This window comes from Tenggerimyces flavus, from assembly GCF_016907715.1.
GTDB classification, from domain to species: Bacteria; Actinomycetota; Actinomycetes; order Propionibacteriales; family Actinopolymorphaceae; genus Tenggerimyces; species Tenggerimyces flavus.
In genome coordinates this window covers 6,673,032-6,700,016 of sequence record NZ_JAFBCM010000001.1, presented here as the reverse complement: position 1 = coordinate 6,700,016, position 26,985 = coordinate 6,673,032, and the positions used below count along the sequence as shown (strand labels likewise).

Below are 26,985 nucleotides of genomic sequence, written 5' to 3'. Positions count from 1 at the left end.
GGAGGTCGCGAGTGTCGCTGTTCTGGCGGATCTTCCTCACCAACGCGGCGATCCTGATCGCGGCCATCGTCGCGCTCGCTCTCGGACCCGTCACCGTCTCGACGCCGATCGCACGCAAGGAGGCGGTGATCCTCGGTGCGGGGCTCGTCGTCATGCTCGTCGTCAACGCGGTGATCCTTCGCCTCACGCTGCGACCGCTGCAGCGGCTGGCACGCACGATGACCACCACCGATCTGCTGAAGCCGACCCAACGGCCGACCGTGGCGGGCTCGGGTGAGATCGCTGACCTGATCGTTGCCCACAACAGCATGCTCGACCGGCTCGAGGCCGAGCGTGCGGCCAGCAGTGGTCGCGCGCTGTCCGCCCAGGAGGCGGAGCGGCAACGGGTCGCGCAGGAGCTGCACGACGAGGTCGGCCAGTCCCTCACCGCCGTGCTGCTCGAGCTCAAGCGGGTCGCCGACATCGTTCCCGAGCCCGTACGAGGCGTCGTTCACGAGGTCCAGGAGACGACCCGTTCGACGCTGGACGAGGTGCGGCGGATCGCCCGCCGGCTACGGCCTGGCGTCCTCGAGGAGCTCGGCCTGGTCAGCGCTCTCAAGGCCCTGACCGCGGAGTTCACCACGGGTGACCTGACCGTCGACGGGCGCTTCGACCACCAGCTGCCGTCCCTGGACCGCGAATCCGAGCTCGTCCTCTACCGCGTGGCGCAGGAAGGGCTCACCAACATCGCCCGGCACGCGCGAGCCCGGCACGCCACGGTCGAGCTCTATCGGGCGAGGAGCGGCATCGACCTCACCGTCATCGACGACGGGAAGGGACTCGGCCGTTCGACCGAAGGCGCTGGCATCCGCGGCATGCGAGAACGCGCCCTGCTCGTCGGCGCTCACCTCGTCCTCAAGGCGGGCGCCCACGGCGGCACCGAGCTCCGGCTGCGCATCCCGGCCGTACGTCGCAAGCCGTCCGTTCCCCGAGCCGCCGACCATGCACGCTAACCGCGCGCCGACGCGGATCCTGCTCGCCGACGACCACGCGCTGGTACGTCGCGGCGTACGGATGATCCTCGACAACGAACCCGACCTCACCGTGGTCGCCGAAGCCGGCGACGGCGCCGAAGCGATCGCCAAGGCCACCGCGGACCAACCAGACTTGGCGATCCTCGACATCGCCATGCCGAGGCTCACCGGCCTGCAAGCGGCGCGCGAGCTGTCCCGACTGCAGCCGGGACTTCGGATCCTGATGCTCACCATGTACGACAACGACCAGTTCTTCTTCGAGGCCCTGCGCGCGGGAGCGTCTGGCTACGTGCTCAAGTCCGTCGCCGACCGCGACCTGGTCGAGGCCTGCCGGGCGGCCATGCGCGACGAACCGTTCCTCTACCCAGGAGCGGTGACCGCCCTGATCCGCAAGTACCTCGAGCAGGCCCGCAACGGGACGATCGCCCCTGCGGCCAAGGCGATCACCGACCGCGAGGAGGAGATCCTGAAGCTCGTCGCGGAAGGCCATTCCTCGAAGGAGATCGCCGATCTGCTCGTCATCAGCTTCAAGACCGTCGAGCGGCATCGCGCGAACATCCTGCAGAAGCTCGGGCTCCGTGATCGGCTCGACCTCACCCGCTACGCGATCAGGACGGGCCTGATCGAGCCGTAGGTGGTGCCCGGTCTCAGAGGAAGTACCGCAACCACACGTACACCCACGCGATCATCGAGCTCAGCACGGTCACGACGATGCCGTACTTGGTGAACTGCCAGAACCCGATGGGGTTGCCGGTGCGCGCCGCGATGCCGATCGCGACGACGTTGGCGCTCGCGGCCACCGCGGTGCCGTTGCCGCCGAAGTCCGCCCCGAGGGCGAACGACCACCACAACGCCTGTCCTGTAGCGGGATCCGGTACACCGGCCACCATGCCCTCGACGATCGGTGCCATCGTCGCGACGTACGGGATGTTGTCGAAGAACGCGCCGAGTGCGGTCGAGCCGAACAGCAGAGCGGTCGCGGCGAGGAGATGGTTGTCGCCGAACGCCCCCGCCGCCCAGGTGCCGATGGTGGCGATCACACCGGTGTGCACCAGGCCGGCGACCATCACGAACAGGCCCATGAAGAAGACCAGCGTCGGCCACTCGATCTCGGCCAGGACATCGGAGACGTCCGCCTTCGTGACCAGCAACATCAGGCCCGCACCTACGAGAGCGACGATCGCCGGGTCGATGTGGACCACGGCGTGCAGCCCGAACCCGATCACGACGGCACCGAAGACGATCAGGCACCGCCGCAGCATCGCCGGATCGGTGATCGCCCGTCGTTCCTGCAACGCCATCACCGCTTCCAGCTCCTCGGGGGCGTGCTGGAAGGCCTTGCGGAAGAGGAACCTCGCGAAGATCACGAACAAGACGAAGACCACCACGACGATCGGCGCCATGTGGACGAGGAAGTCGGTGAACGTGAGCCCGCCCCGGCTGCCGATGATGATGTTCGGAGGATCGCCGATCAGCGTGGCGGCGCCGCCGATGTTCGACGCGAGCACCTCCGCGATCAGGTACGGCTGCGCCGGGATGCGCAGCCGGCCGCAGACGACCACGGTCACGGGCGCCACCAACATGATCGTGGTGACGTTGTCGAGGAACGGTGAGGCGATCGCGGTGATGACCATCAGCATCACCATGAGCCGATACGGCTTACCGCGCGCCCTCTTCGCCGCCCAGATGGCGAGAAACTCGAAAACGCCTGTCTGCTTGATGATTCCGACGATCACCATCATGCCGAGGAGGAGGAAGATGACGTTCCAGTCGATCCCCTCGTGCTCGGAGAAGAACACCTCCGAGCCAGGCACCAACCCCAGCACGGCCATCGCGCCGGACGCGATCAGGACGACCGTGACCTTGTTCGCCTTCTCGGTGGCGATGAAGTAGAACGCGATCAGGAAGATCGTCAACGCGGCAACGGCTGTCATCGTTCATGCCGCGCCGTCCTGCTTGGCTTCGGGCACACGGGCGCGACCTCCCCACAGCACGTGATCGTTCGTGTCGACTAGCGGCGGACGTCGTTCACTCGTCGTTGCCGAGGACCGCCAGGCTCGTGATCAACCGTTCGAGAGTGATCGCGCCCACCAGCACGCCATCGCGGTCGACCACCGCCACGAGCGGACTGTGCTGGCGTGCCATCAACGCCGCCACCTCGAGCAACGTGGCGTCCGCGGGAACCGTCACGGGCTTCGTCGGCTTCGCGGGAAGGGACTCGCCCACGGTCCGGTCACCCAGCTCCTGCCAGAAGCTGTCGGCGTAGGACTCGTCGACGACGTGCGCCAGCTTGGGGTCCTCCTGGTAGGACCCCGGAACCGCCAACCGCAACACCTGCGTACCAGGGAGCACGATCGACGGCCGCGATCGTTCGTCCACGACAACGAGCCCCGGAAGCCGACTCACCACCATCACCCGGACAGCCTTCGCCACCTGATCGTCCACAGTGACAGTCGGCACGTTCACGGCGATATCACTTGCCCGCATGGCACCAACCCGATCGGCCCGACTGTCCAGCTGCCCGAAGATGCTCACAGCCCAAGTCTTCGCCGTGGCGGCGCTCCCGACCATCAGGTGCGACACCCATCTGAGCGCCAGGCAAGCATGTAGGAGCTCGAGGAGCCATGGTTGCGGCTTCCCAGCTGTGCGCCGTCGGCTCAGATACGATCCCCGAACGACGAGAGGGGTGAGAGGGGAAGATGTCCAAGTCCGCTGCCAAGCACGAGCCGGTCGACCGTACGGTGCTCGCGACGCTGCGCGGCATCCTGCCCAACCTCTCGCGGTCGGAGGCCCGCGTCGCCCGGACGGCGCTCGACCATCCCGAAGGTACGGCGGCGTCGACGATCGCCGAGCTGGCGCGCCGCTGCAACACCTCCGAGACCACGGTGATTCGGCTGTGTCGCACGATCGGGTTCAACGGCTACCCCGAGTTCCGGCTCGCCTTGGCGGCCGCGGCTGCGGCGAACAGGAACGAAGAGCAGCTCTCCGGCGAGATCCTGCCGGACGACACCACGGCTCAGATCGTCCGCAAGGTGGCGGGCGCTGACGCGCGCGCGATCACCGAAACAGCAGAGCAGGTGTCGACTCGGAGCCTCGAGGAAGTCGCACGGGCGATCGTGGCGGCACGACGTATCGACCTCTTCGGCGCCGGTGCGAGCTCCTTCGCTGCCCAGGAGCTGCAGTCCAAACTGCATCGCCTGGGGTTGATGAGCCACAGCTTCGCCGATCCGCATTTCGCGATCGACTCGGCGGGCACGCTCGGCAGCAATGACGTGGCTGTGGGTCTGTCGCACTCCGGCTCCACCAAGGACACGATCCGCTACCTCGAGGCGGCCGCCAAGAGTGGCGCGACGACCGTCGCCGTCACGAACTACCCGCGCGCCCCGATCGCTCGTCGGGCGGACATCGTCCTGACGACGGCGGCGCGCGAGACCACGTTCCGATCCGGCGCCATGGCCAGTCGGATCGCTCAGCTCGCCCTCGTCGAGGTCATCTTCGTCCTCGTTGCCCAACAACGCGTCAACACCGCGATCACCGTCAACCTCAAGCCCGGCATCGAGTGGTCGGACGGGACGAGGCTCACCGCCCACGACTTCGTCGGCCTGTGGAACGTGAAATGGGCGCAACAGGACCCGAGTTGGGCGTCGCTCACGGACGTGAAGGCCTCGTCGGACACGCAGCTGGTGTACGAGACCCGCGACCTCTCGCCGAACCTCCTGCAGCAACTCCTTCGCTGGTACCAGCCGGCGCCATCGTCGCTGTTCGGCGACATCTACGACCGGCTCGGTCAGTTGCGCGCGGTGGGCGCCTCCCCGGGAGACGCCAAGGTCCAGGCTGTGCTCGACGACCTCGAGGCTCTGGAGGTGGACCGGGCCGTGACGTACGGTCCGTACGTCATCGACCCGAGCTCGGTCACCACGCAGCAGCTGCGCATGGTCAAGAACGACGGCGGCTACAACGGCGACAAGATCACCTTCGACCACGTCGACGTGGTCTGGGGCCGGTCGGAGCAAACCGTGCCGCTGCTGCTGCGGAACGAGCTCGACTACACGACCGACGCGTTCACCCCGACCGACGTCAAGGCACTCGAGGCGAACCCTCACCTCGAACTGATTCGGACCCCGCTCAGCACGGGCACCGGGATCTGGTTCAACGAGTCCATCCGGCCGTTCGACGACAAGCGGTTCCGGCAGGCGATCGCGCTGATCATCGACCGGGACCGCAACGCCAAGGTCGCCCTGGGTGAGGCTGCCAAGCCGGTGGAGTACATGGTCGGGTTCAGCGACACCTACGTCGACGGATGGCTCTCCGACGAGGTGGTCGCCGGCCTCGACACCTACCCCCGGGACCTCGACGCCGCCGCTCGCCTTCTGGTGGAGGTCGGTTTGTCGAAGGACAAGGACACCTGGACCTATGAGGGCGAGGCCTTCGGGTTCGAGATCACGGCACCGTCGGACTTCCCCGACTTCCTCGCCTCGGGCAAGGACGTGAGCGAGCAGCTCAACGCGTTCGGGTTCGACACTCGCGTACGCGGTATCCCGGCCGCGCACCGACCCGACACGATCGCGCAGGCCAGGTACGAGGTCATGCTCGACTTCAGCATGGTCTCCACCCCCTCCCACCCGGCGACCAGCCTCGGCTGGAACCTGGCCGAAGGACACTTCGGTACGAACAAGCCCGAGGCGAGCGGACCCAAGGGGCTCAACTGGCCGTGGCACCAGCGGGCCGCGGACGGGACAGGGGTCTACATTCCCGATCTGCTGAACCAGGCGGTCGCCGGGTTCGACCAAGAGCGGCAGAAGCGTGCCGTCGAGAAGCTGGCGCAGATCTTCAACGACCAGCTCCCCGTCGTTCCGATCTTCGAGCGGTACACCACCGACCCGATCGCCCACGGTCCCCGCGTCACCGGCTGGCTGCCCAAGGACCATCCGGTCTACGTCTACAAGAACAACCAGGGCAGCGACAACTACGTGTCGATCCAGTTCCTGGAGGGGATCCTCCAGCCCGCGGACGGCAGCGACGGCTCGTTCCGTACCAGCGCCCCGTACGCCCAGCCGCCGACCTACGTGTTGAACCAGTTCGCCGCCCACAGCATCTACGCCACGATGACCTCGCCGTCGTACGACATCACCCTGCCGCCACTGTTCTGGTACGGCGAGGCGATCGACGCCTACATCCCGGCAGTTGGAGAGTCGTACTCGGTGGCCAAGGTCGACGGATCGCCGATCCCCGGCCCGCCCTGGGGCCAATGATCATGTTTACATGATCATTGGCCCCTTTACGTGGGGTGGACGCCAGGTAGAGCGGCCACTGGCCGGGTAAGGCGACCGAGACGTCTCAGCCACGGAGTGCCTTCCGCCCCAGATCACTCGAGACGTCGCCATCCCAAGTCTCCCCAGGAGGGCAGGCACGTCCGGCTAGCCGACCTCGGCGACCGAGTACGACTTGCCCACGCTTGGCACATAGGCGCGTTTGGCCTGCGAGTACCAGAACAACGGTGGGAAGGCGATGTCGTAGGACGGCGACGTCATGGTGGAGAACATGCTGTTCGCCCCGTAGTAGTTCCAGGAGAAGTTGGGAGGCTGGGCGTAGGGAGCGCTGGTTCGGAACGTGCCGTCCCCACCTTCGACGGGCTTCAGGACGCCCTCCAGGAGCTGGATCGACACGTACGGATCGCTGCCCTGGTTGTTCTTGTACACCGGATGGTCCTTCGGCAACCAGCCGGTGACCCGCGGACCGTGGGCGATCGGGTCGGTGGTGTACCGCTCGAAGATCGGAACGACGGGGAGCTGGTCGTTGAAGATCTGCGCCAGCGTCTCGACTGCCTTCCGCTGCGGCGCCACGTCCATGCCCTCGACTGCTTCGTCCAGGAGGTCAGGGATGTAGACCTTGGTTCCGTCCGCTGCTGTCTGGCGCCATGGCCACGCGAGGCCCTTCGAGCCGGTGCTCTCGGGATTGTTGGTGCCGAAGTACCCCTCGGCCATGTTCCAGTTGAGGCTGCTCGCAGGGTGCGACGGCGTCGAGACCATGCCGAAGTCGAGCATGACCTTGTACCGTCCCTGCTTGATCGTGTCGGGACGGTTGGCTGCGGGGATGCCGCGCACGTGGGTGTCGAATCCGAACTCGTTCAACTGTGCGCTGACGTCCTTCGCGGAAGCGAGGAAGTCGGGGAAGTCGGAGGGTGCGGTGATCTCGAACCCGTACTTCTCACCGCCATAGGACCAGGAATCCCCAGACCTGGTGAGCCCAACCTCGGTGAGCAGGCTCTCCGCCGCGTCGAGGTTCCGGTCGTACGGGTTGAGCTCGCTGACGACCTCCGCGGGTAGCCAGTCAGCGACATAGACGTCGCTGAACCCGACCATGTGCTCGACAGGCTTGGCGGCATCTCCCAGCGCGACCTTCGCGTTTCGCTTCCTGTCGATGATCAGTGCGATCGCCTGTCGGAACCGCTTGTCGCCGAACGGTTTGATGGTCTCGTTGAACCAGATGCCGGTTCCTGTGCTGAGGGGTGAGCGGATGAACTCGATGTTCTTGTTCGCGCTGAGCGCCTGGACGTCGGTCGGTGTGAAGGCGTCCGTCGTGTAGTCCAGCTGGTTCTGGAGCAGCAGGGGAACCGTCTGCTGGGTTGATCCCCAGGTGACATCGACTCGTTCGAAGGCCAACTTGTCGGCGTTGTAGCCGTGTTCGTTTTTCACCATCGTCATTTGCTGCGCTGTCACCGCGCTGGGGTCCACAACGTAGGGCCCGTACGCGATGGTGCTCTCGGGCTTGAGGCCGTCCAGGTTCTTGAGAACCGAAGCCACTTCTGTGCTGTCGGGAGCGGTGCCCTTGGCCCGCAGTTCTCCGAGCGCCTTGTAGATTTCGCCGTACTGGGATGAGGACGCCGGCTGATTCCAGCGCACGAGCCGCTGCATGATGTTGGGCGACAGCTCACGCGTTTCGAACACCAGGGTGGTGTCGGTCGGTGCCCGCACCTCGGTCAACGACTCCCACACGGGGTCTTGCTGCGCCCACTTCACGTCGTAGAGTCCGACGAAGTCGCGAGAGGTGAGCGGCGTACCGTCCGACCATCCGATGTCGTCCTTGAGATTCACGGTGATGACGAACTTCGTGCCTTCGGCTACCTTTCCGGGCAGTTGCGCCGGTTGCTCAGCCGAGACCAACTCCAGTGTCCCCACCTCTTTGTTCGGCGAATCCTTGTCGTTGTTGCCGTTCGCATCTCCGACGCATGCGGCGGCCAACGAAGAAAGGACCACCATGGTGAGGCCGAGAACGGCCGACCGGAGCTTGGTTCTGGTCATCGGTACTCCTCAGATTTTGGGTAGAGCACCGTCGCACCTCATGCGGCGGAGGGTTGAGCTGTCGAAGTCGCTGCCTAACGTCCGGGCGGCATCGCCGGCGCGTTTGTCGCGGGTACCGACTGCGGGTGCGGCGAGTGCCTGGATCGCAGGCCTTCGTGTCGAGCGGCGCGGAGCAGATCTCTGGTGTAGTCGTGCTCCGGATTCGCCACGAGCGTCGCGGTGTCGCGGTGCTCGACGATCCGCCCTTGCTGCATGACCGCTACGGTGTGGCCGTCGCCGAACTGGCGGGCGACGGCGAGGTCATGCGTGATGAACAGGACAGCAAGCTCGCGGTCGTCGCAAAGCCCGCGAAGCATCTGAAGAACGCTCACTCGGATCGAGACGTCCAACATCGAGAGCGCCTCGTCGGCGACGAGCACCTTGGGGTCGACAGTCAGGGACCGGGCGATGACCACCCGCTGCCGTTGCCCGCCGGACAGCTCGTGGGGGAGTTTGGGTTCGAAGAGCCCTGATGGCGTCAGCCCCACGTCCTCCAGCAGGGTCCTGATTCGACGCGAGAGCTCGGTTCCGGACAGTCCCTCGTGTCGTTTGAGCGGCGCGGCAAGCGTCGCGCCGACGGTCATTCCGGGGTTGAGCGAGGCATAGGGGTCCTGATGGATCAGCTGGACAGCGAGTCGACTGGCCTTCAACTCGCGCCGCGACATCGACCGCGCGGACACTCCGCCGTACCGCAGGTCGCCAGCGGTCGGGTCGGTCAACCCGGTGACGATCCGACCGATGGTGCTCTTTCCAGACCCGGATTCGCCTACCAGGCAGACGATCTGACCAGGATCGAGACCGAGGGTCACCCGGTCGACAGCCGTCACTTCCCGTCGGCGACTCCGGTACACCTTGGAGATGTCGGAAAGGAAGACGAGTCCGTTCATCGGCCTTCACCTGGACCCTGCGCGGTGGCGACGATCGGGCAGGCAACCGACCGGCCCGCGAACCGGACGAGGTCTGGCGACGGTCCGCTTCGACAGCTCTGCTCGGCGAGGGCGCAACGCGGGTGGAACGCACACCCTGGTGGCAGGTTGGCCATGCTCGGCGGGTATCCACCGATGGGTTCGGCGGCGGCGTGCGAATCGACCGACGGCATCGACCGCAGGAGCCCGCGCGTGTACGGGTGAAGGGGTTCGGCCAGCACGTCTGCCGCCTGGCCCACCTCCACGGCGCGGCCGGCGTACATGGTGACGAGGTCGTCCGCAAGGGCGGCTGCCACGGCGAGGTCGTGGGTGATCGCCAAATAGCTCACGCCAGTGGACTCCTGGAGCTCGAGCAGGGTCCGCAACACCGCATCCTGCGTGAGCACATCGAGCGCGGTTGTGGGTTCGTCAAGGATGATCACGGCCGGGTCGAGCAGCATCGCCAACGCGATGGCAACCCGCTGCCTGGTGCCGCCGCTCAACTCGTGCGGGTACGAGTGCCACACCCGGTGCGGGTCCAGGTGGACCGCGGCGAGCAGTTCAGATGCTCTCGCCTCCGCGGCTCCTCGTGCCATGCGATGGGCGTCCGCGGTCTGTCGGAAGTGCTGCCCGATGCGTTGGATGGGGTTGAACGCACTGATCGAGCTCTGCGGTACGTACGCGACATGGTTCCAACGCAGGGAGCGCAGCTCCGCGTCGGGGACCGAGAGCATGTCGACCGATCTGCCACCCGCGTCGATCCTGATCCGACCTGAAGGGATGGTCGCCGTCTGCGGGAGCATTCCCAGGATGGCGAGAGCGGCGGTCGTCTTGCCACAACCCGATTCTCCGATCAGGACAACCGTGCGACCTCGCCGGAGGGAGAGGGACAGATCTGTGACCGCCTCGACCGTTCGGTCCCCCTCTTGGTACCGCACCGTCAGTCTCTCGACCTCGAGAACGACAGACGTCGGCGGATCTCCGAGTGCTGTCGTGTCGATCGCGTCCGCAGTCATCACCGACCGCCCCTCAATCGCGGGTCGAAGACTTCCTCCAGCGAACGCGAGGCGAGCACGAGACAGAACTGGAGGAAGCAGATCGCCGCGACGGGCGCGAGCATGCTCCAGGCGGCCGCGGGGAGATAGAGCGCGTTCTGGCCGTACGCGACGCTGAACAGCACGCCCCAGTTGTCCTCGAGCGGTACCAGTCCGAAGAACGCCAAGCCCACTTGCTGATAGATCGCGGAGGTCATGGCCTGGATCGTCGCGATGACGACGAACGGCGCCACGGCGGGGACCAGGTATCGCACCATGATGTGGACGGTCCGAAGCTGGAGAAGACGTGCCGATTCCACGTACTCACGACTGCGGAGCGACAGCGCCTGAGAGCGGATCTGACGCGCCAGGTAGGGCCAGCCGAACAGCGCGATGAGGACGGCGAGCGCGACTGTCGATCCGACACGGAACAGGCTTGCGATCACGAGTAGCAGGATGAACCGCGGGACCGTCAGCCAGACGTCGGTGACGGTCACCAGGACGCGGTCGACGACGCCACCTGCGAACGCCCCGAGGAGGCCCACGGCGACGGCGATCGCCGACATCAGGGTGCCGGCGACGAACGCCAGCTCGAGCATGTCCCAGCCGCCACGGATCAGGAGGACGAGATTGTCGCGGCCGACGAAGTCAGTGCCGATCGGGTGATCCGCGCTGGGCGCCTGGGCGATCGCATTCAGGTCGGTGGACGGGACTTCCAACCCGAAGCGTCCGTAGGCACACGTGAGCACCAGTGCGAGCAGGCCGGTGACGCCGAACGTCCCGCCGAACCCCAGGCGACGTATCCATCCGCGGACCGGGCGTCGCCTCGGAACCGCGGTGTGATCGCCCGGACTGCCGTCGGCTGGCGGACCCGCCGTGTGCCGATCCACCAGATCGTTCACGAGCTCACCTCGATCCGGGTTCGAGGGTCGAGCCAGCCGTACAGAGCGTCGGCGACGGCGGTCGCGATGAGGACCGTGATGGTGGTGGCGATGACCACGCCCTGCATGACGGTGTAGTCGCGTCGGGCAAGGGCGTCGGCCAGGAGCTGGCCGACACCTGGATAGACGAAGATCTCCTCGACCAGGACGGACCCGGAAACGACGAAGCCCATGCTGATGGCGAAGCCCGTCACCAGGGGGAGCCGGGCGTTGCGCTGCACGTACGACACTCGAATCGTCCGTTCGGACAATCCGCGAGCACGCCCCTGCTTCACGTAGTCGTCACCCAGCACGCTGAGGGCGCTGCTCCGCATGATCAGCGCCCATGCGCCGACGCTGGTGAGGATGTACACCGTGCCCGGCGCGATGACGTGGGCCAAGGCACTCAGGACGAAGTCGAGGTTGGGGCCGGGCTGCACGTCGGGCGAGTACGCGCCCCGAAGGTTCTGAACCGGCACCAGATCCCACACGACACTCAGGTAGAACGTGAGCAGGATCCCGAGGAGGACCGGTGGGATCGAATCCATCAGCGCGCTGCCGTTCGTGATGACCCGGTCGAGCCAGCTCCCGCGGCGGTAGGCCGCGATGCCGCCCAGGTACAGCCCGATGAAGAAGCCGATGATGAGGGCGAACCCGACGCTGAAGAGCGTCCAGCCGAGCCGGTCGCCGATCATTTCGCTGACGGGCGTGCCGGGCGAGAGAATGACCGATTGCCCCAGGTCCCCCCGGAGCAGGTTGTTCAGGTAGCTGACGTACTGACTCCACAGCGATTCGTTGACGTCGATGTTCAGCAGGCGCGTTGCCTGCTTCTCGGCTTGGGCCGCGGTCATTCCGGTGCCCTGCATGTCCTGGACCCAGACGTCGACCGGATTGCCGGGCAGTGCCCGGATCGCCAGGAACGTGACACTGGCGACCAACCAGAGCATCAGGACGGTTCTGAGGACGGCCCGCACCAGGAACGCGGCGAGCTGCCGAACCACCCCGAACCCCGAGGCGCGGCGGCTGGCGCCTTGGTCGCGGTCCCGTGCGCTTGGCGAGGCCGTCTGCGCGCCGTTGGTCGGCATGACACGGAATCTACGTCATTAAATAACGAAGCGTCCATGGATTCTGGTTCAAAAAATTCATCGAAGTACGTAAGTATGCTACGCAACGAGGTGTCAGCTTCGTATGATCCTGACCATGCACTCCGTCCGAAGCCACGACCTTGCCGATGACCGTCTGGCCCTCACCCGCGTCCACGCTGGCGACGACGGCACGATTCTCGACGCGAGCGGGCCGATCGGACTCGACGATCGCTTCCCGATCGCGTCGGTGACGAAGACCTTGACCGCGCTCGTGGTCGCACGGTTGGCGGTGGACGGCGTGTTGGGCTGGTCCGATCCGATCGCACCGTCGTCGGGTATCACCTGGCGGTCCCTGCTCAACCACACCTCGCGTCTCCCGTTCGAGCTTCGACCGGACCATTGGTTCTCGGCTGGACCTTTCCGAGACGAGTTGACGACCGCTCTCAGTCGTACGCCGTCACTGTGGATGCCGCCGTTGACGTGGCACTACTCCAACGCCGCGTACGGACTGGCGGCGCTTCGCCTGGAGCAACTCGTCGATCAGCCCTTCGCTGACCTCTTGCTCCACCAGGTGCTGGCGCCGCTGGACATGCACGCGACGTCGTTCTCGCGCGGAGTCGACGAACCTCCCGGGGTGCTGGGCGCTGCGGCGCCCGCGGGGGACCTGCGGTCGACCACGCGAGACCTGGTCGGGCTCGCTGCCGCCCTCGCTGGGCATCGACCGGACGTGGTTTCCGGGAAGATGATCGAGCTGCTCCTCGAATGCGCGGTCGCCGATGGGTCAGGCGGGGCACTCGGTGCCGGCCTTCGCATCCACCGGGAGGGAGCCCACCTGACCCTCATGAGTTCAGGGACGATCCTCGGGCACACCACCTGCGTTCTCGTCTGGCCGCGACGTGGCGCATCGGTCCTGGTCGCCAACGCGGCTGTGGACCACCGCGTGCTTCGCGATGAAGCGGTCGAGCGCTGGCAGCGCCGGGAGGTCGTTCGCTCCTGGTGGCTGGACGGCCAGGAGGTCATGGAGGTCCGCTCGGGGAACGAGGTGGAGCTCCTCATAGCCGAGTCGATGTGGCCCTTTCCCTTGTTCGCTGGCCGTGCAAGGAACCGAACGTTGGCCGGGCTCGACTGGCAGGGTGATCCACTCGTCCTGACCGATCGCGGCAGCGAGCTGGCCGGAGCGGACCTGCTCCTCACCGCCGTTCCCGGCGAGAGTGCGTTCCGTGCGGGAGCCGACGAGGCCTGACCGCATCGGCTCAGCGTCGTGGTCGCCTTACCCGGCCAGTGACCGCTCTACCTGGCGTCCACCCCACGTAAAGCGGCAAATGATCATGTAAACATGATCATTGGCCCCAGGGCAGGGCCGGCCGGGGCGAACCCACCGCCGGACGAGAGGTCGAGGCTAGGCCGGGACCGGGCCGGTGGAGCCGCGGATCACGAGGTGGGTCTCCAGCTCGGTCTCGTCCGGGTCCACGCCCTCGACGCCCTCGAGGAGGTCGAGCAGGAGGTCGACGGCGAGTGCTCCGGCCTCGGCGTTCGGAACGTGGATCGAGGTCAGCGTCGGGTACATCACGCTCGACATCGGGCTGTCGTCGATGCCGATGACGCTGACGTCGTGGCCGACGCGCAGCCCGCGCTCGGCGATCCGGCCCATCACGCCCAGTGCGATCAGATCGTCGTACGCGAGCACCGCGGTGGCGTCGCTCGCGAGGACGAGGTCGGCCGCCCGGACACCGGCCTGGACCTGTGCCTCGAACGGGCCGAACTCGGTCAGCTCGACGCCGCGCGACTTGCACGCCGCGCGGATCGCCTTGTGGCGTTGGGCGTTCGACCACGAACGGCGCGGCCCGTTCAGGTAGCAGATGTTCCTGTGCCCGAGCGCGCTGAGGTGCTCGATCGCGTCGTTGATGCCGTTCGCGCTCTCGATCGTCACACACGTCGCGCCGGGCACCTGCCGGTTGACGAACACGATCGGGCCGAGCTGGATGAGCTCCTCCATCCGCGCCTCCGACGTGCGCGGCGACACCATGATCAGCCCGTCCACGTCCTTGCGCATCGCCCGCGCGCGCGGCAGCTCGTCCGCGACGTGCTCGTCGGTGTCGGCGAGCAGCACCGCGTTCGCCCGTGCAGTCGCGCGCGACTGCACGGTCTTGATCAAGGGCGGGAAGAACGGGTTCGCGATGTCGGGCACGATCAGCCCGATCGTGCCGGTGCGCCCGATCGACAGCGAACGGGCGGCTCGGCTCGGCGTGTAGCCCATCCTGTTGGCCACCTGCTGGACCCGCTTCCGGGTAGCGGCGTTGACCTTGTCGGGGTCGGACAGGGCCCGCGACACCGTGGACGGTGAGATCCCGCAAGCAGCCGCGACGTCGGCGAGGGTCACGCTCATGACGTGATCGTACGGCAAGCGCTTGTGCCAGGAGACGGGACACTCCACAGGAGAGTCCGCCGCATGAGCACTGCACGTGCTGCAAGCGGTTGTGGTAGCGTCCGGGCGATGGAGCGGAGTGCGGAGGCGCGCCGGAACTTCAGCCCGTACGAGCTGTTCCTCGCGACCGCACGCTCGCACCTGCCACGGTACCGGTTCGCCGGCGCCTTCCCGGCCTGGCGAACGCGGGCCAAGCCGGCCGTTCTGGCCACTCTCGGCAGGCTCCCCGCCCAGGTCGACCCGCATCCCGAGCTGGTCGCCGAATGGCGGGACGGTCCGCTCCTCCGGCAGCGCTGGCACCTCGACGTCCAGCCCGGGCTGTCCGCCGTCGCGTACGTGAACCGCCCCGCCGATCTCACCCGCGGAGAACGACGCCCGGGCATCCTCTGCTGGCACGGCCACACCGCGGCGGGCAAGGAGCCGGTGATGGGCGAGCCCGGCGAAGACGTGCACCGCGGCTACGGCCGCCACCTCGCCGAGGCCGGCTTCGTCACGTTCGCCATCGACTGGATGGGGTACGGCGACCTCGCCGACGACCGCAAGCCGCACCACCGCGCCGTCGGCGGCGGCCACGACCGGTGCGACCTGTACTACCTGCACGCGACGATGCTCGGGATGACGCCGCTCGGCATGAACCTCGCGTACGGCCGGAAGCTGGTCGACTTCGCCAGCGAGCTGCCGTTCGTCGACCCGGACCGGCTCGGCGTCGTCGGCCTGTCCGGCGGCGGCACGCTCACGCTGTGGAGCGCGCTCCTGGACGAACGGCTGAGGGCCGCGGAGATCGTCTGCTACAGCGACCTGTTCGCCGACTTCGCCTACCGCGACGCCAACTACTGCGGCTCGCAGGTCACGCCAGGCCTCTACGAGCTCGTCGACGTCCCCGACCTGCAAGGCCTGCTCGCGCCGCTGCCGCTGCTGGTCGACATCGGCGCGCACGACGAGTGCTTCCTCGTCGACTCCGCACTCGCCTGCCACCAGCGGGTCCGCGAGATCTACGCGGCGGCAGGCGCCGCCGAGCGGCTCGAGCTGAACCTGTTCGCCGGCGGGCACCGGTTCGACCCGCACGGATCCGCCGAGTTCTTCGCCCGAGCCCTGGAGACTGCATGAGCACGCGCTACGCCCTGGTGGGCTTGAGCAAACGCGGCCTGGACATGTTCGCGCTGCCGCTGCTGGGCCGGCCCGCCAGCGGCGATCCCGCCGACGACCTGTCGGCGTACGGGCAGCTGGTCTCCGTCACCGACGTCGACAAGGGGCGAATGGCGGCGTTCGCCGAACGGCACGCGGTGAACGTGCCGTGCTACGTCTCCGACGCGTTCGACCGGATGGTGGACGAGACCAAGCCGCACGTGGTGATCGTGGCCTCGCCGGACCACAGCCACGCGCAGTACGCGATCGCGGCGCTCGAACGCGGACTCGACGTCATCACCGAGAAGCCGATGACCGCGGACTGCGCGCAGGCCCGCGCCATGCTCGCCGCCGAACGTGCCAGCAGCGGTTCGATCCGCGTCGCGCACAACGTCCGGCACACCGCGCGCAACCGGCAGCTCAAGCGGATGGTGCGCGACGGGCTCGTCGGCAGGGTGACGAACGTCGACCTGCTGTGGAGCGTCGACACCTGCCACGGCGCCAGCTACTTCCACCGCTGGAACCGGCAACGCGCGCTGTCCGGCGGCCTTTCGGTGCACAAGTCCTGCCACCATCTCGACCTGGTCAACTGGCTCGTCGACGACGTGCCGCGGCAAGTGTTCGCGTACGGCGCGCTCAACTACTACGGGCCGGACAGCCCACACAATCCCGGCAAGGACCTCTCGCCGAGTGAGCAGCGCCAGCGCTGCCCGTACCAGCGGCGCTGGGCCACCGCCAGCGCGGCGGCGGATCTGCCGTACGACGTGCAGTACCCGCCGGACGAGCAGCGCTACATCTACGACGAGGCCATCGACATCGAGGACACGTATGCGGCCGTGATCCGCTTCCAGCGTGGAGCTTCGATGACGTACACGCTGAGCTTCTCCGGTCCGTGGGAGGGCTACCGGCTCGGCATCAGCGGGACGCACGGCCGGATCGAGGCGTCCGACGTGACGTTCCGCGACGGCGGGGGAGAGACGCCGGAGTCGGCGCGGATCACGCACTATCCGATGTTCGGCCAGCCCGTGTCGTACGTCGTGCCGGCCGCGGCTGGCGGGCATGGAGGGGCCGACCCACGGCTGCGGCACGACCTGTTCGCGGGACCGTCGGAGGAGTCGGTCGAGCTGGGCATCGTCGCCGACGGACGGGCGGGCGCGTACGCGGTGGCGACCGGCGAGGCGATCTGGCGCTCGGTGCGCGACAACCGCGCGTACGAGCTCGCCGAGCTGCTGGGCGAGTTCGACTGACGCGTCAGAGGCCGGGCCGCCTCGCGTGCCGGTACTGCGTGGGCGACATGCCTTCGGCGCGACGGAACGTGCGGCTGAAGTAGAAGCCGTCGGCATAGCCCACGGCAGCTGCGACCTGGGCGACGGCCAGGTCGGTGTCGGTCAACAGCCGCTTCGCGTGGTCGAGCCGATGGCGACGCAAGTACTGGATCGGCGACAGCCCGAGCGTGCGGCGGAACAGCCGGCTGAGGTGGGCAGGGCTGGCGTTCGCCACTCCGGCGAGGTCGCGCAGCGACAGGTCGTCGCGGTAGTGCGCGGTGATGTGCTCGACGACGGCCGCGACGGCCGCCACCGTGCGTTCGCCGTACGCCAGCGACTCGACGTCCACCGCATTTCGCTGCAACAGGCCGAGGGCGCGGGTCAGTGCGGCGTTCGCCAGCAATGTGCTGCCGGGCTTGGGATCGGCCAGCTCGGTGCACAGCTCGCGTGCCGAGCCGGCGATCGCCGTCCAGGCGGTCTGCTCGACCTCGCAGATCGCGTACGGGTCCCAGAGCATTGCCGTCGGCAGGCCGTAGCTCCGTCCGACGAAGTGGACGACGTAGCAGTGCAATGGCCGGTCGGGGCGATGCTCGGCGCGATGTCGGAGGCCGGGGGAGAGCAGCAGGGCCGATCGCTCGCCGACCGTACGGACCGATCGGCCGTCGATCGTAAAGGTCACCTCGCCGCCGCAGACCAGCCACAGCTGGTAGTGCGGCCGGGTGCGTTCGCCGAGCGACCACGAGGGCGGGCAGGCGAAGAACGCGCCGGCCAGGGCGGCGACGGAGACGTCGGACCGTTCATCGACCATCGGGTGCCGCTCCGGAACGTCCAGCCATCCAGCGCGAACGTCCATACCACTGGCGCGAGTCCCTGGCGAGACTGCAGGTAAGTGCTGCTCTCACGGACGGAGAATCACCATGACTGCTTCGCGGATCCATCATGAGGTGCCGGTCGAGAACGTGGATCGCGACGGCTTCTTCCTGGTCGAGGAGCTGATCTCCGCCGCGGACTGTGCGCGGTTCGCGGACAGGCTACAGGAGTACGCGGCGGGCTCGCGCCCGTTGCCGGCAGGGGTGGAGCTGCAGCGCGAGCCACTCGCCCGGCAGCAAGCCGACGGGCTCGACATCCGCAAGATCAGCGGGCTGTGGGGCGACGACCTGTTCCGTTCGCTGATCTCGTCCGAGGAGATCACCGGGCGCGTCCGCGCGCTCGTCGGCGGCGACCTCCGGCTGTACCGCGCCGACGCGCTCATGAAGCCGCCATCGGTGGGATCGGAGAAGGGCGTGCACCAGGACTCGCCGTACTGGCCCATCGAGCCGATGTCGCTCTGGTCGTGCTGGATTCCGTTCGACGACGCGACGATCGACAACGGTTGCATGATGGTCGTCCCGGGAAGCCACCGCGCCGGCGCGCTGCCGCACGAGAACACGGCGCACGACTACGTGGTGCCGCAGACGCACTACGACGTGGACAAGCTCGTACACGTCCCGATGGCGCGCGGCACCGGGCTGTTCTTCCACAGTCTGCTCGTCCACGCCACCGCGGCCAACCAGTCCGGCTCGCCTCGCCGTGCCGTGACGATGAGCTATTTCGGCCCGGACCACCACCACATCGGCGACGCACCCCGCACCCCGTACCCGTCCGTGATCGCCTGAGGTGCCCGTCGGCGCGGGTGCTGCAAGATCCTGCAAACTGGCGCGATGACCGCATCTGGACGAGTCGTCGACCACACTTACCCAGCACGAGTCTTCCTCAATGCAAGCGCTTGCGTTATTGTCGTGCGACAGTAGGCGAACGGGCCCGAGGAGAGGCGACGGAATGGCGGACGGCGGAGCGAGCTGGGAGTTCGCCGCGGAGTCCCTGCGTGTGCGGGTGCTGTCCTCGCAGCGCGCGTTGGGACAGGCGGCCGCGGCGCACACCGCGGAGGTGGTGCGGGCGAGCGTCCGCGAGCGTGGCGAGGCTCGGGTCGTCATGGCCACGGGAAACTCGCAGCTCCCGTTCGTGAAAGCACTGGTGGACGTGGCCGACGTTCCCTGGCACGCGGTCACGGTCTTCCACATGGACGAGTACGTCGGGATCGGCCCCGACCACCCGGCGAGCTTCCAGCGCTGGATCGCCGAGAACCTCGAGCGGCCACTCGCCCCCGCCCGCGTGCACTACCTCGACGGTCGGGCCGCGAGCCCGTCCGCGGAGGCCGCGAGGTACGAGGACCTGCTCAGGGAGAAGCCGATCGACCTTGTCTGCATGGGGATCGGGGAGAACGGCCACCTCGCGTTCAACGAGCCGTACCAGGCTGACTTCGCCGACGAACGGTGGGCCAGGGTCGTCTCACTCGATGACAGGTCGCGTAAGCAGCAGGTCGACGAAGGACACTTCGCCGGCATCGAGTCCGTACCCGAGACGGCGATCTCGCTCACCGTTCCGGCTCTACTTTCCGCGCGCTCCCTCCAGGTCGCCGTTCCCGAACGGAGGAAGGCCGAAGCCGTCCGCGCCGCGCTGACCGCGCCCGTCGACAACTCCTGCCCGGCGACCGCGCTGCGCCGTCAGGGCAACGCCGTGCTGTTTCTGGACCCGGAGTCCGCCTCGCTGCTGGACCGGGAGGGATGAACCGACCATGGCCAAAGGCGATGCCTTCCCGTCGGAACGGATCGAGTTCCGCGACGTCGAGACCGACGCCCGCGTGCAACAGCTCACGAACCACAAGGGCAACAGCCACCACCTCTACTTCACCAACGCCGGTTGGTACGACGGCGGCCGGAAGCTCGTCGTCGGCTCGGACCGGCAGAACGCGACGAACCTCTACGGCGTCGACCTCGAGAGCGGTGAGCTTCGGCAGCTGACGGACCTGCCGGACGCCGGTTCCGGCACGTTCCTCTCGACGAGCGTCAACCCGGCCCGCGACGAGGCGTACTACTGGTTCCGCGGCCGACTCGTCGCCCTGGACCTCGACACGCTCGAGGAGCGGGTTCTCTACGAGGTGCCCGAGGGTTTCAAGGGCAGCGGGTGCACCAACGTCACCGCGGACGGCCGCTACGTCTGCGTGAACGTGACCGAGGACGTCAACGACAAGCTCGCCGCGATGCTCGGCCCGGACTACCACCGGCTGTCGCTGTATCCGGGCTTCGCCGAACACGTCGACCTGCATCCGCTCTCGCAGGTCGTCCGCATCCCCGTCGACGGCTCTCCGCCCAACGTGGCTTGGGAGGAGAACCACTGGATCGGGCACATCAACACCTCACCCGGCCGCGCCGATCTGCTGACGTTCTGCCACGAAGGCCCGTGGGACCTGGTGGACCACCGGATCTGGGGCCTCGACATCGAGAACGGGAAGGCCTGGAAGATCCGCCCGACCGAGCCGGGCGAACGCGTCGGCCACGAGTACTGGCAGGCCGACGGCGAGCACATCGGCTACCACGGGACGCTCCAGGGCAGGCCGTTCCTCGGCTCGATCAACTACGACAACACCGACCAGCAGGAGATGGAGACCGTCTCGGTCCAGCACTGCCACTCCAATGACGTCGGTCTCGTCGTCGGCGACGGGCAGCGCGACTTCCCGCAGCTGGTGTTGTGGCGCTCCACCGGCGACGCGTGGGACAAGCCTCGGACGTTGCACACGCACCGAGGCTCGTTCCACGTGCAGCACGTGCACGTTCATCCGCGGTTCAACGCCGCAGGCAACCAGATCGTGTTCACCAGCGACCACAACGGTTACGGGAACGTGTTCCTGATCGACGTTCCCGACGACGTGGAGGCGCTTCCCGTTCACGAACGCCCCAGGTAGCTCACCTCAGGAGGCAACATGGCGACGCACCTGTCGCGACGCGGATTCCTCAAGGCGGCGGCGGCTTCCGCGGTCGCCGTACCGACGATCGCCGCGTGCAACGGTGGTGATTCGGGTGCCAGCGGCGGCTCTCATGCCGCCGCCGGCAAGCCGGTCGCGGGGGGCCCGAAGACCACGCCGAACCCGAACGTCCTCTATCCGCAGGGATACATCGGACCCATCGCGTCGACCAAGGGCCCGATCACCACCGAGCCCGCCACGCTCACCGTCGCGGTGCCCGCGGACATCACCGTCGGGGACTGGAACAAGAACGCGTTCACCGACTGGTTCACGAAGCGTACGGGCGTCAAGGTGAAGTTCCAGGTCATGGCGAGCGGCGGCAGCGACACCATGACCAAGGTCAACGCGATGATCAGCTCCGGCAACCTGCCAGACATCTTCATGTTCCCGTGGTCCGGGTTCACGCCGTCCCAGCTGAGCATCTACGGCTCGCAGCAGAAGCTGTTCGTTCCGCTCAACAAGATCATCGACGAGTACTGCGTCGAGACGAAGCGGATCTTCGACGCGTATCCCGACGCCAAGAAGGTCATCACCTCGCCCGACGGCAACATCTACTGCATGCCCAGCGTGAACGACTGTTTCCACTGTCACACGCACAACGCCGGCGCGTTCGTCTACCAGCCGTGGCTGGACCAGGTGGGGCTGAAGGTGCCGGAGTCGCTCGACGAGTTCGAGAACATGCTGGTGGAGTTCAAGAACGGCGACCCGAACAAGAACGGCAAGGCCGACGAGATCCCGCTCACCACGCAGATGTCCCAGGTGACGTTGGACTCGTTCATCATGGGCTCGTTCATGTACAACCCCGGCTCGCCGTGGCTGGCACTGAACGAGGGCAAGGTCGACTGCGTCTTCGACAAGGACGAGTGGCGCGAGGGTCTGCGCTACCTCAACAAGCTCTACCAGCAGGGTCTCGTCCCGAAGCAGACGTTCACCCAGACGTCGGACCAGATGAAGAAGCTCGGAACGGCGAAGGTCGTGACGCTCGGGACCGTCGTCGGCCGGCGGGGCTTCCTCACCGTCGACACGCCGCGCTACTGGGAGTACTCCCCGATCGCGCCGCTTAAGGGGCCGAACGGATTCCGGCAGACGACCTGGGACTACTACAGCTCCTACTACATCGGGAACTTCGTGATCACGAAGGCCTGCAAGATCCCGGAGATCGCCGCGATGTGGGCGGACAGCCAGTACGAGCTGGAGTCGCTCAACCGCGCGTACCTCGGCCCGGAAGGCGTGGGCTGGACGTGGGCGAAGAAGGGCGAGGTCGGCATCGACGGCCGGCAGGCCGTGTACAAGTACCTCCAGCCGCCACCCGCGAAGCCGGGGCAGTCCTGGTACCAGGACGGGGTTCTCTACTGGTCGAAGGACTGGTTCATGAGCTCGGCGATCGACCCCAAGAAGCCCGAGCACGAGAAGAAGCTCTACGAGGACACGAACAGCGCGTACTACCCGCACCGGCAGCCCGAGGAACTGCAGGTGCCACCGCTCACGATGTCCGAGGCCGACTCGGCCCAGGCTGGCGACCTGTCGACGACGATCAACAACTACGTCACGCAGATGGAGGCCAAGTTCGTCATGGGCGAGGTCGATCCGAACAACGACGGTGACTGGACCGACTACACCGACACCCTTCAGAAGATGCACCTGAGCGACTACCTCGAGCTCAACCAGCGGTCGTATGAGCAGCGTCCAGGAGAATAGGAGCATCCGGGATACTCGAGGCGACCGCGCCGTTGGGCGGGTGAGCGCGGTCGTCCTCGGGCTGTTCGCCGCCTCGGTGCTGTATCCGCTGATCTACGTCCTGTCGGCGTCGTTCAGCAGCCCGGACGCCATCACCTCCGGCCAGATGTGGCTGTGGCCGGTCGATGTGACGACCCGGGCGTACGAGACCGTGTTCGAGTACCAGACGATCGTGACCGGCTTCGTCAACTCCGCCATCTACACGGTCGGCGGCACGGCGTTCGCGGTCTCGCTCACGCTGCTGGCGGCGTATCCCCTGTCCCGCAAGGATCTTCCCGCCCGCAACGTGATCATGGTGTTCTTCGTCATCCCGATGGTCTTCAGCGGTGGGATGATCCCGACCTACCTGGTCGTCCGCGAGCTCGGGATGCTCAACACTCGTTGGGCGTTGATCATCCCGGGCGTGGTCGCGGTCTGGAACGTCATCATCACGCGCACGTTCTTCCAGATCACGATCCCGAACGAGCTGCTCGACGCCGCGCACATGGATGGCTGCTCGGACTTCCGGTTCTTCCTGCGGATCGTGCTGCCACTCTCCAAGCCGATCATCGCGGTGAACGCGTTGTTCTACGGCGTGGCGCAGTGGAACTCCTGGTTCAACGCTCTGATCTATCTCACGAACGACCAGCTCTTTCCGTTACAGCTCGTGCTCCGCCAGATCCTCATCCAGAACACCGTGGATCCCTCGCAGGTGCAGGCGATCGCCGAAGGCAATACGAAGGAGGACATTCGCGACCTGCTGAAGTACGCGGTGATCGTGATCGCCAGCCTGCCGCCGCTGCTCGCGTACCCGTTCGTGCAGAAGCAGTTCGTCCGCGGTGTCCGCATCGGATCGCTCAAGGGGTGATGGCGAATGACCGCTCAGCCCGACGCCGCCGCCCTCGTACGGGAAACCGCGTCCCCGGCCGCACCGGCTCCACCGTCGCGTGCCCGGATGACTAGCCGGCGAGTCCTGCGCCGGTGGCAGCTCTACGCGATGCTCGTGCTTCCGGTCGCGTACCTCGCGATCTTCAACTACTGGCCGATGATCGGCATCCAGATCGCCTTCCGCAGCTACAACCCCGCGGGTGGGATGTGGGGGAGTCCGTGGGTGGGGGTCGCGAACTTCGAGACGTTCATGAACTCGTACCTGTTCTGGCCGGTCATCAAGAACACGCTGGTCCTGCACTTCTACGCGCTGGTCGCGACGTTCCCGCTGCCGATCATCCTCGCGCTGGCGCTCAACTATGTGAAGCGCCGCTGGTTCTCACGCGTCGTGCAGATGATCACGTACGCTCCACACTTCATCCCGACGGTCGTCGTGGTCGGGATCCTGTTCGCGATCCTCGATCCGAACAGCGGGATCTACGTTCTGGCGTTGGAGAAGCTCGGCGTTCCCGTACCGGACTTCCTGTCGGATCCGTTGTGGTTCCGCCATGTGTACGTCTGGTCTGGCGCGTGGCAGACGATGGGCTTCTCCGCGATCGTCTACCTGGCCGCGCTCGCCGGCATCGACCCCGAGCTGCACGAGGCCGCGACCGTCGACGGAGCGTCGCGGATCCGTCGGGTGTGGCACATCGACCTCCCCGGGATCGCGCCGGTCGCGATCATCCTGCTGATCTTGTCGATGGGGTCGACGCTGTCGACCGGATTCGAGAAGGTGCTGCTGATGCAGAACGCCTTGAACCTCGACTCGTCGCAGGTGATCGACACCTACGTCTACCAGGTCGGTCTGGGCTCGCAGGTGCCGCAGTTCTCGTACGGGGCGGCGATCGGCGTGTTCCAGTCGGTCGTCGGCCTGGTGCTCATCGTGGCGGCGAACCGGATCGCGCGGTGGATGACGGACTCCAGCTTGTGGTGAAGGGGATTCTCTGGTGATCGGCCTGCAGCTCTATACGCTTCGGCATGCTTTGGCGTCCGAGTCCGAGCTCGCCGAGACGTTGCGGCGGGTGCGCGAGATCGGATACTCCGGTGTGGAGCCGTACGTCGAGCTGGCAGAACGGTTCGGACTGTCCCGCTTCGCCTCGGTCGTACGTGACGCCGGACTGCGGTTGCTGACGCATCACCTGGACTTCACCCGCCTCGAGGCCGATGTCGCCGGCGCGGCGAAGGACTGCCACGCGATGGGCGGGCGCTGGATCGTGTTGGCCAACGTGCCGGCGGAGTTCCGCAGCGTTTCCGGAGCCGTGACGTTCGCCCGCCGTGCGTCGGAGGTGGCTCGGCAGCTCGCGGTGGAGGGTCTGGGGCTCGCTTTCCACAACCACCGCTACGAGTTCGAGCGCGACGAGTCCGGTCTGCGGATGTTCGATGTGCTGTGGGAGAACGCTTCTGAGGACCTCCAGGCGCTGATCGACATCGGCTGGGTGCACGCCGCCGGCGACGACCCGGTCGCCTGGTTGGGCACGTTGTCCGGACGGGTGCCGCTCGTGCACGCGAAGGACGTACGGGGGAGCGGAACGTCCGTCCAGACGGTAGCGGTCGGCGAGGGCGAGGTCAGCTGGCCGGCGGTCGTGACCGCCTGCGAGAAGGCCGGCGTGCAGTGGTACGTGGTCGAACAGGACCATTGCGCCGACGACCCGTTCGCCAGCATTGCCCGCAGCTTCACCACCCTACGACCGCTGCTGGCGGACGCACCCTGAGCTCTCGGCTGAGGGCCCCCTGTGCCGGGGTGGCCCGGGCCATCCGCTGGGTGCGCTCAGGCCCGTGATCATGAACGTGATCGTGAAGCCTAACTGATCGTATGCGACGGTTCGCCTTCATGATCACGTTCATGATCATGGGTGGGTGGCGCCGAGGTTGGGGTGAGGGGCACCCTCGTCCCGTAGGTTCGGACCAGGGTGCCCCCGACCCAGCTGCCGCGCCGCTTGAATGAAGGGCACCTTCATTCAACAGGTTGAGATGAAGGTGCCCTTCATTCGAAGGATCTCGGCGTGGCGCCGTCTTGCGCGGCGGGTGCGGCATGTTCTTGGCGAAGCTCTTCTGGGTCTGGTGCTGTCTTGGTGCAGTGTTCTTCGCAGGCTGTCCTGGGGTTTGGTGCTCTCGGGGTCTGTGGCGGCGTCCGAGTGTGGTGGCCGGTCCGGGGCGCGTCAAGGGCGTCGCGGCGGCTTCGCAGAGGGGCGACGTCGCTTCGCGACCGCGGAGCGGCCCTTGACTCGCCCCGGCCCGGCCACCTGTTTTTCACGCGCCGCCCCTGCCCCCGGAACAGGTGTCCCGGGGGAGGTTCCTTCTTGCTGGGTTTGTTGCCGTGCTCGCGTTGCTTGTGGGGCCCCTGGCTTCTTGTGGTTTAGATGAAGCCGGGTCTTCCGTCCCCTGTTTTGAATGAAGGGCACCTTCATTCAATAGGTTCGAATGAAGGTGCCCTTCATTCCAAACGAAACCCGTGCCGACCGGTGGTTAGGCGCGGTGCTTGTCCTGTACCTCCGTGGAGCGGGCGAGGTAGGTGGTGAGGTCCACCAGCCCGTACGTCTCCATGATCCGATCGAGCGGCCACGCGTCGTCGTTGCTCTCCAGCGTGAAGATGTTCTCCTGGCTCCCCGTCCGGATCGTCACGCCCGCCCCGAGGTCGCGCTGGACGTCTTGGAGCTTGAGGTACTGCTGGTCGATGTGGAACACCCGCTTCTCCAGGTCGATCGTCTCGACCGCGGCCCGGTGCCACTGGCTGGTGGAGGCCAGCACCTCGCCGGTGAGGTCGATGATCTTGCTGTGGAAGCTGCGCACCGAGGAGACCACGTAGTACTGGTGCAGCCACGCGTAAGCCTGCAACGGGAAGCCGCCGTCGTACGCGGACGGCCACACGACCAGCTCGGCTCCGGCAGAGCGCAATCCCGCCCACTGCGCCGGCCAGCCGATGTCGAAGCAGATCGCCAGCCCCAGCCGCCCGAAGTCGGTCTCGAGCACGAACGGGTCGAGCGACCCGGGAACGATTTTCCGGTCCTCGCACTCCTCGACCGTCGGGTGCGTCTTGGCGTACGCGCCCGCAAGCTCGCCTTGACGGTCGAGCACGACCGCATGGTTGCGGATCACGCCCTCGGCGTCCTCGGTCAGCAGCCCGCCAACGATCCAGGTACCGTACTTGCGCGCCAGCTTTCCCAGTGCCGAGGTGGTCGGCCCGTCGAGGGGCTCCGGCGTACGGGCGGGCCCACGGAGGTTGGTGAAGAGGTAGTTCTCCGGCAGGCAGACCAGGTCCGGCCGCGAGGAACCCACCATCTCGACGAACTCGCATGCACGGTCGCGATTCTCCTCGATCGTCGTCCCACCGGCGTAGATGAACGACAGCGTCGCGACACGAACCTTCCTGGGCATGAGTCCTCCGGTCG

23 protein-coding genes are annotated in these 26,985 nt (G+C 66.9%); 13 read left to right on the top strand and 10 right to left on the bottom strand.

From position 1 onward, the window contains the following. Nucleotides 1-11: 11 nt before the first annotated feature. Both JOD67_RS31325 and JOD67_RS31320 read left to right on the top strand, forming a co-directional pair. Entirely contained in the window at nucleotides 12-992 is a 981-nt protein-coding gene (locus JOD67_RS31325; protein ID WP_205121299.1) for a HAMP domain-containing sensor histidine kinase, read from the top strand. Then, the gene (locus JOD67_RS31320; protein ID WP_205121298.1) at nucleotides 982-1,647 is read left to right on the top strand and encodes a response regulator transcription factor; all 666 of its coding nucleotides are present in this window, start codon (nucleotides 982-984) and stop codon (nucleotides 1,645-1,647) included. Before JOD67_RS31325 ends, JOD67_RS31320 begins: the two co-directional genes overlap by 11 nt. Before the next feature lie 13 nt (nucleotides 1,648-1,660). On the opposite strand, the gene JOD67_RS31315 is transcribed toward JOD67_RS31320, so the two are convergent. After that, entirely contained in the window at nucleotides 1,661-2,947 is a 1,287-nt protein-coding gene (locus JOD67_RS31315; protein WP_205121297.1) for an ArsB/NhaD family transporter, read from the bottom strand. 94 nt (nucleotides 2,948-3,041) lie between these two features. After that, nucleotides 3,042-3,473, bottom strand: a complete 432-nt coding sequence (locus tag JOD67_RS31310) for a CBS domain-containing protein (protein WP_307782621.1) — start codon at nucleotides 3,471-3,473, stop codon at nucleotides 3,042-3,044. Nucleotides 3,474-3,712: 239 nt separating this feature from the next. On the opposite strand from JOD67_RS31310, the gene JOD67_RS31305 reads away from it, so the two are divergent. Next, nucleotides 3,713-6,265, top strand: coding sequence for an ABC transporter substrate-binding protein (locus JOD67_RS31305; RefSeq protein ID WP_205121295.1), 2,553 nt, complete (start codon nucleotides 3,713-3,715; stop codon nucleotides 6,263-6,265). Nucleotides 6,266-6,430: 165 nt separating this feature from the next. Here JOD67_RS31305 and JOD67_RS31300 read toward each other — a convergent pair whose 3' ends face one another. The 5 genes from JOD67_RS31300 to JOD67_RS31280 form a co-directional block, all read right to left on the bottom strand. Continuing rightward, entirely contained in the window at nucleotides 6,431-8,314 is a 1,884-nt protein-coding gene (locus JOD67_RS31300; protein ID WP_205121294.1) for an ABC transporter substrate-binding protein, read from the bottom strand. Nucleotides 8,315-8,388: 74 nt separating this feature from the next. Next, nucleotides 8,389-9,240 carry an ABC transporter ATP-binding protein gene (locus JOD67_RS31295; RefSeq protein WP_205121293.1) on the bottom strand — a complete coding sequence of 284 codons (852 nt, stop codon included), beginning with the start codon at nucleotides 9,238-9,240 and terminating at the stop codon, nucleotides 8,389-8,391. Then, nucleotides 9,237-10,274 (bottom strand): ABC transporter ATP-binding protein, encoded by a 1,038-nt coding sequence (locus JOD67_RS31290; protein WP_205121292.1) that lies wholly within the window; start codon nucleotides 10,272-10,274, stop codon nucleotides 9,237-9,239. Before JOD67_RS31290 ends, JOD67_RS31295 begins: the two co-directional genes overlap by 4 nt. After that, the gene (locus tag JOD67_RS31285) at nucleotides 10,274-11,194 is read right to left on the bottom strand and encodes an ABC transporter permease (protein WP_205121291.1); all 921 of its coding nucleotides are present in this window, start codon (nucleotides 11,192-11,194) and stop codon (nucleotides 10,274-10,276) included. The genes JOD67_RS31290 and JOD67_RS31285 overlap by 1 nt, the downstream gene beginning before the upstream one ends. Beyond that, nucleotides 11,191-12,297 (bottom strand): ABC transporter permease, encoded by a 1,107-nt coding sequence (locus JOD67_RS31280; RefSeq protein WP_205121290.1) that lies wholly within the window; start codon nucleotides 12,295-12,297, stop codon nucleotides 11,191-11,193. The genes JOD67_RS31285 and JOD67_RS31280 overlap by 4 nt, the downstream gene beginning before the upstream one ends. A gap of 115 nt (nucleotides 12,298-12,412) precedes the next feature. Between JOD67_RS31280 and JOD67_RS31275 the strand changes: the two genes are divergently transcribed. After that, on the top strand, nucleotides 12,413-13,540 hold the full coding sequence (locus JOD67_RS31275) for a serine hydrolase domain-containing protein (RefSeq protein ID WP_205121289.1): 1,128 nt from the start codon (nucleotides 12,413-12,415) through the stop codon (nucleotides 13,538-13,540). A gap of 156 nt (nucleotides 13,541-13,696) precedes the next feature. Here JOD67_RS31275 and JOD67_RS31270 read toward each other — a convergent pair whose 3' ends face one another. Beyond that, nucleotides 13,697-14,683 carry a LacI family DNA-binding transcriptional regulator gene (locus tag JOD67_RS31270; protein WP_205121288.1) on the bottom strand — a complete coding sequence of 329 codons (987 nt, stop codon included), beginning with the start codon at nucleotides 14,681-14,683 and terminating at the stop codon, nucleotides 13,697-13,699. A gap of 108 nt (nucleotides 14,684-14,791) precedes the next feature. Here JOD67_RS31270 and JOD67_RS31265 point away from each other — a divergent pair, with 108 nt between their 5' ends. Continuing rightward, nucleotides 14,792-15,829 carry an alpha/beta hydrolase family protein gene (locus JOD67_RS31265; RefSeq protein WP_205121287.1) on the top strand — a complete coding sequence of 346 codons (1,038 nt, stop codon included), beginning with the start codon at nucleotides 14,792-14,794 and terminating at the stop codon, nucleotides 15,827-15,829. Continuing rightward, nucleotides 15,826-17,094 (top strand): Gfo/Idh/MocA family protein, encoded by a 1,269-nt coding sequence (locus tag JOD67_RS31260; protein ID WP_205121286.1) that lies wholly within the window; start codon nucleotides 15,826-15,828, stop codon nucleotides 17,092-17,094. Before JOD67_RS31265 ends, JOD67_RS31260 begins: the two co-directional genes overlap by 4 nt. A gap of 4 nt (nucleotides 17,095-17,098) precedes the next feature. Here JOD67_RS31260 and JOD67_RS31255 read toward each other — a convergent pair whose 3' ends face one another. Continuing rightward, nucleotides 17,099-17,920 carry an AraC family transcriptional regulator gene (locus tag JOD67_RS31255; protein ID WP_205121285.1) on the bottom strand — a complete coding sequence of 274 codons (822 nt, stop codon included), beginning with the start codon at nucleotides 17,918-17,920 and terminating at the stop codon, nucleotides 17,099-17,101. A gap of 109 nt (nucleotides 17,921-18,029) precedes the next feature. Between JOD67_RS31255 and JOD67_RS31250 the strand changes: the two genes are divergently transcribed. From JOD67_RS31250 to JOD67_RS31220, 7 genes are all read left to right on the top strand, one after another. Continuing rightward, entirely contained in the window at nucleotides 18,030-18,767 is a 738-nt protein-coding gene (locus JOD67_RS31250; protein ID WP_205121284.1) for a phytanoyl-CoA dioxygenase family protein, read from the top strand. Between the two features lie 163 nt (nucleotides 18,768-18,930). Continuing rightward, nucleotides 18,931-19,719 (top strand): glucosamine-6-phosphate deaminase, encoded by a 789-nt coding sequence (locus tag JOD67_RS31245; protein WP_205121283.1) that lies wholly within the window; start codon nucleotides 18,931-18,933, stop codon nucleotides 19,717-19,719. Nucleotides 19,720-19,726: 7 nt separating this feature from the next. Next, a complete protein-coding gene (locus JOD67_RS31240) occupies nucleotides 19,727-20,893 on the top strand; it encodes an oligogalacturonate lyase family protein (RefSeq protein ID WP_205121282.1) in 1,167 nt (388 codons plus the stop codon). An 18-nt stretch (nucleotides 20,894-20,911) separates the two neighbouring features. Continuing rightward, nucleotides 20,912-22,651 (top strand): extracellular solute-binding protein, encoded by a 1,740-nt coding sequence (locus tag JOD67_RS31235; RefSeq protein WP_205121281.1) that lies wholly within the window; start codon nucleotides 20,912-20,914, stop codon nucleotides 22,649-22,651. Between the two features lie 40 nt (nucleotides 22,652-22,691). Further along, complete coding sequence (locus JOD67_RS31230) at nucleotides 22,692-23,537, top strand: carbohydrate ABC transporter permease (RefSeq protein ID WP_307782620.1); 846 nt, start codon at nucleotides 22,692-22,694, stop codon at nucleotides 23,535-23,537. 87 nt (nucleotides 23,538-23,624) lie between these two features. Next, the gene (locus JOD67_RS31225; RefSeq protein WP_239554119.1) at nucleotides 23,625-24,530 is read left to right on the top strand and encodes an ABC transporter permease; all 906 of its coding nucleotides are present in this window, start codon (nucleotides 23,625-23,627) and stop codon (nucleotides 24,528-24,530) included. A gap of 13 nt (nucleotides 24,531-24,543) precedes the next feature. Beyond that, on the top strand, nucleotides 24,544-25,308 hold the full coding sequence (locus JOD67_RS31220; protein WP_205121278.1) for a sugar phosphate isomerase/epimerase family protein: 765 nt from the start codon (nucleotides 24,544-24,546) through the stop codon (nucleotides 25,306-25,308). 754 nt (nucleotides 25,309-26,062) lie between these two features. Here JOD67_RS31220 and JOD67_RS31215 read toward each other — a convergent pair. Beyond that, on the bottom strand, nucleotides 26,063-26,971 hold the full coding sequence (locus JOD67_RS31215; RefSeq protein ID WP_205121277.1) for a carbon-nitrogen hydrolase family protein: 909 nt from the start codon (nucleotides 26,969-26,971) through the stop codon (nucleotides 26,063-26,065). Nucleotides 26,972-26,985: the final 14 nt, after the last annotated feature.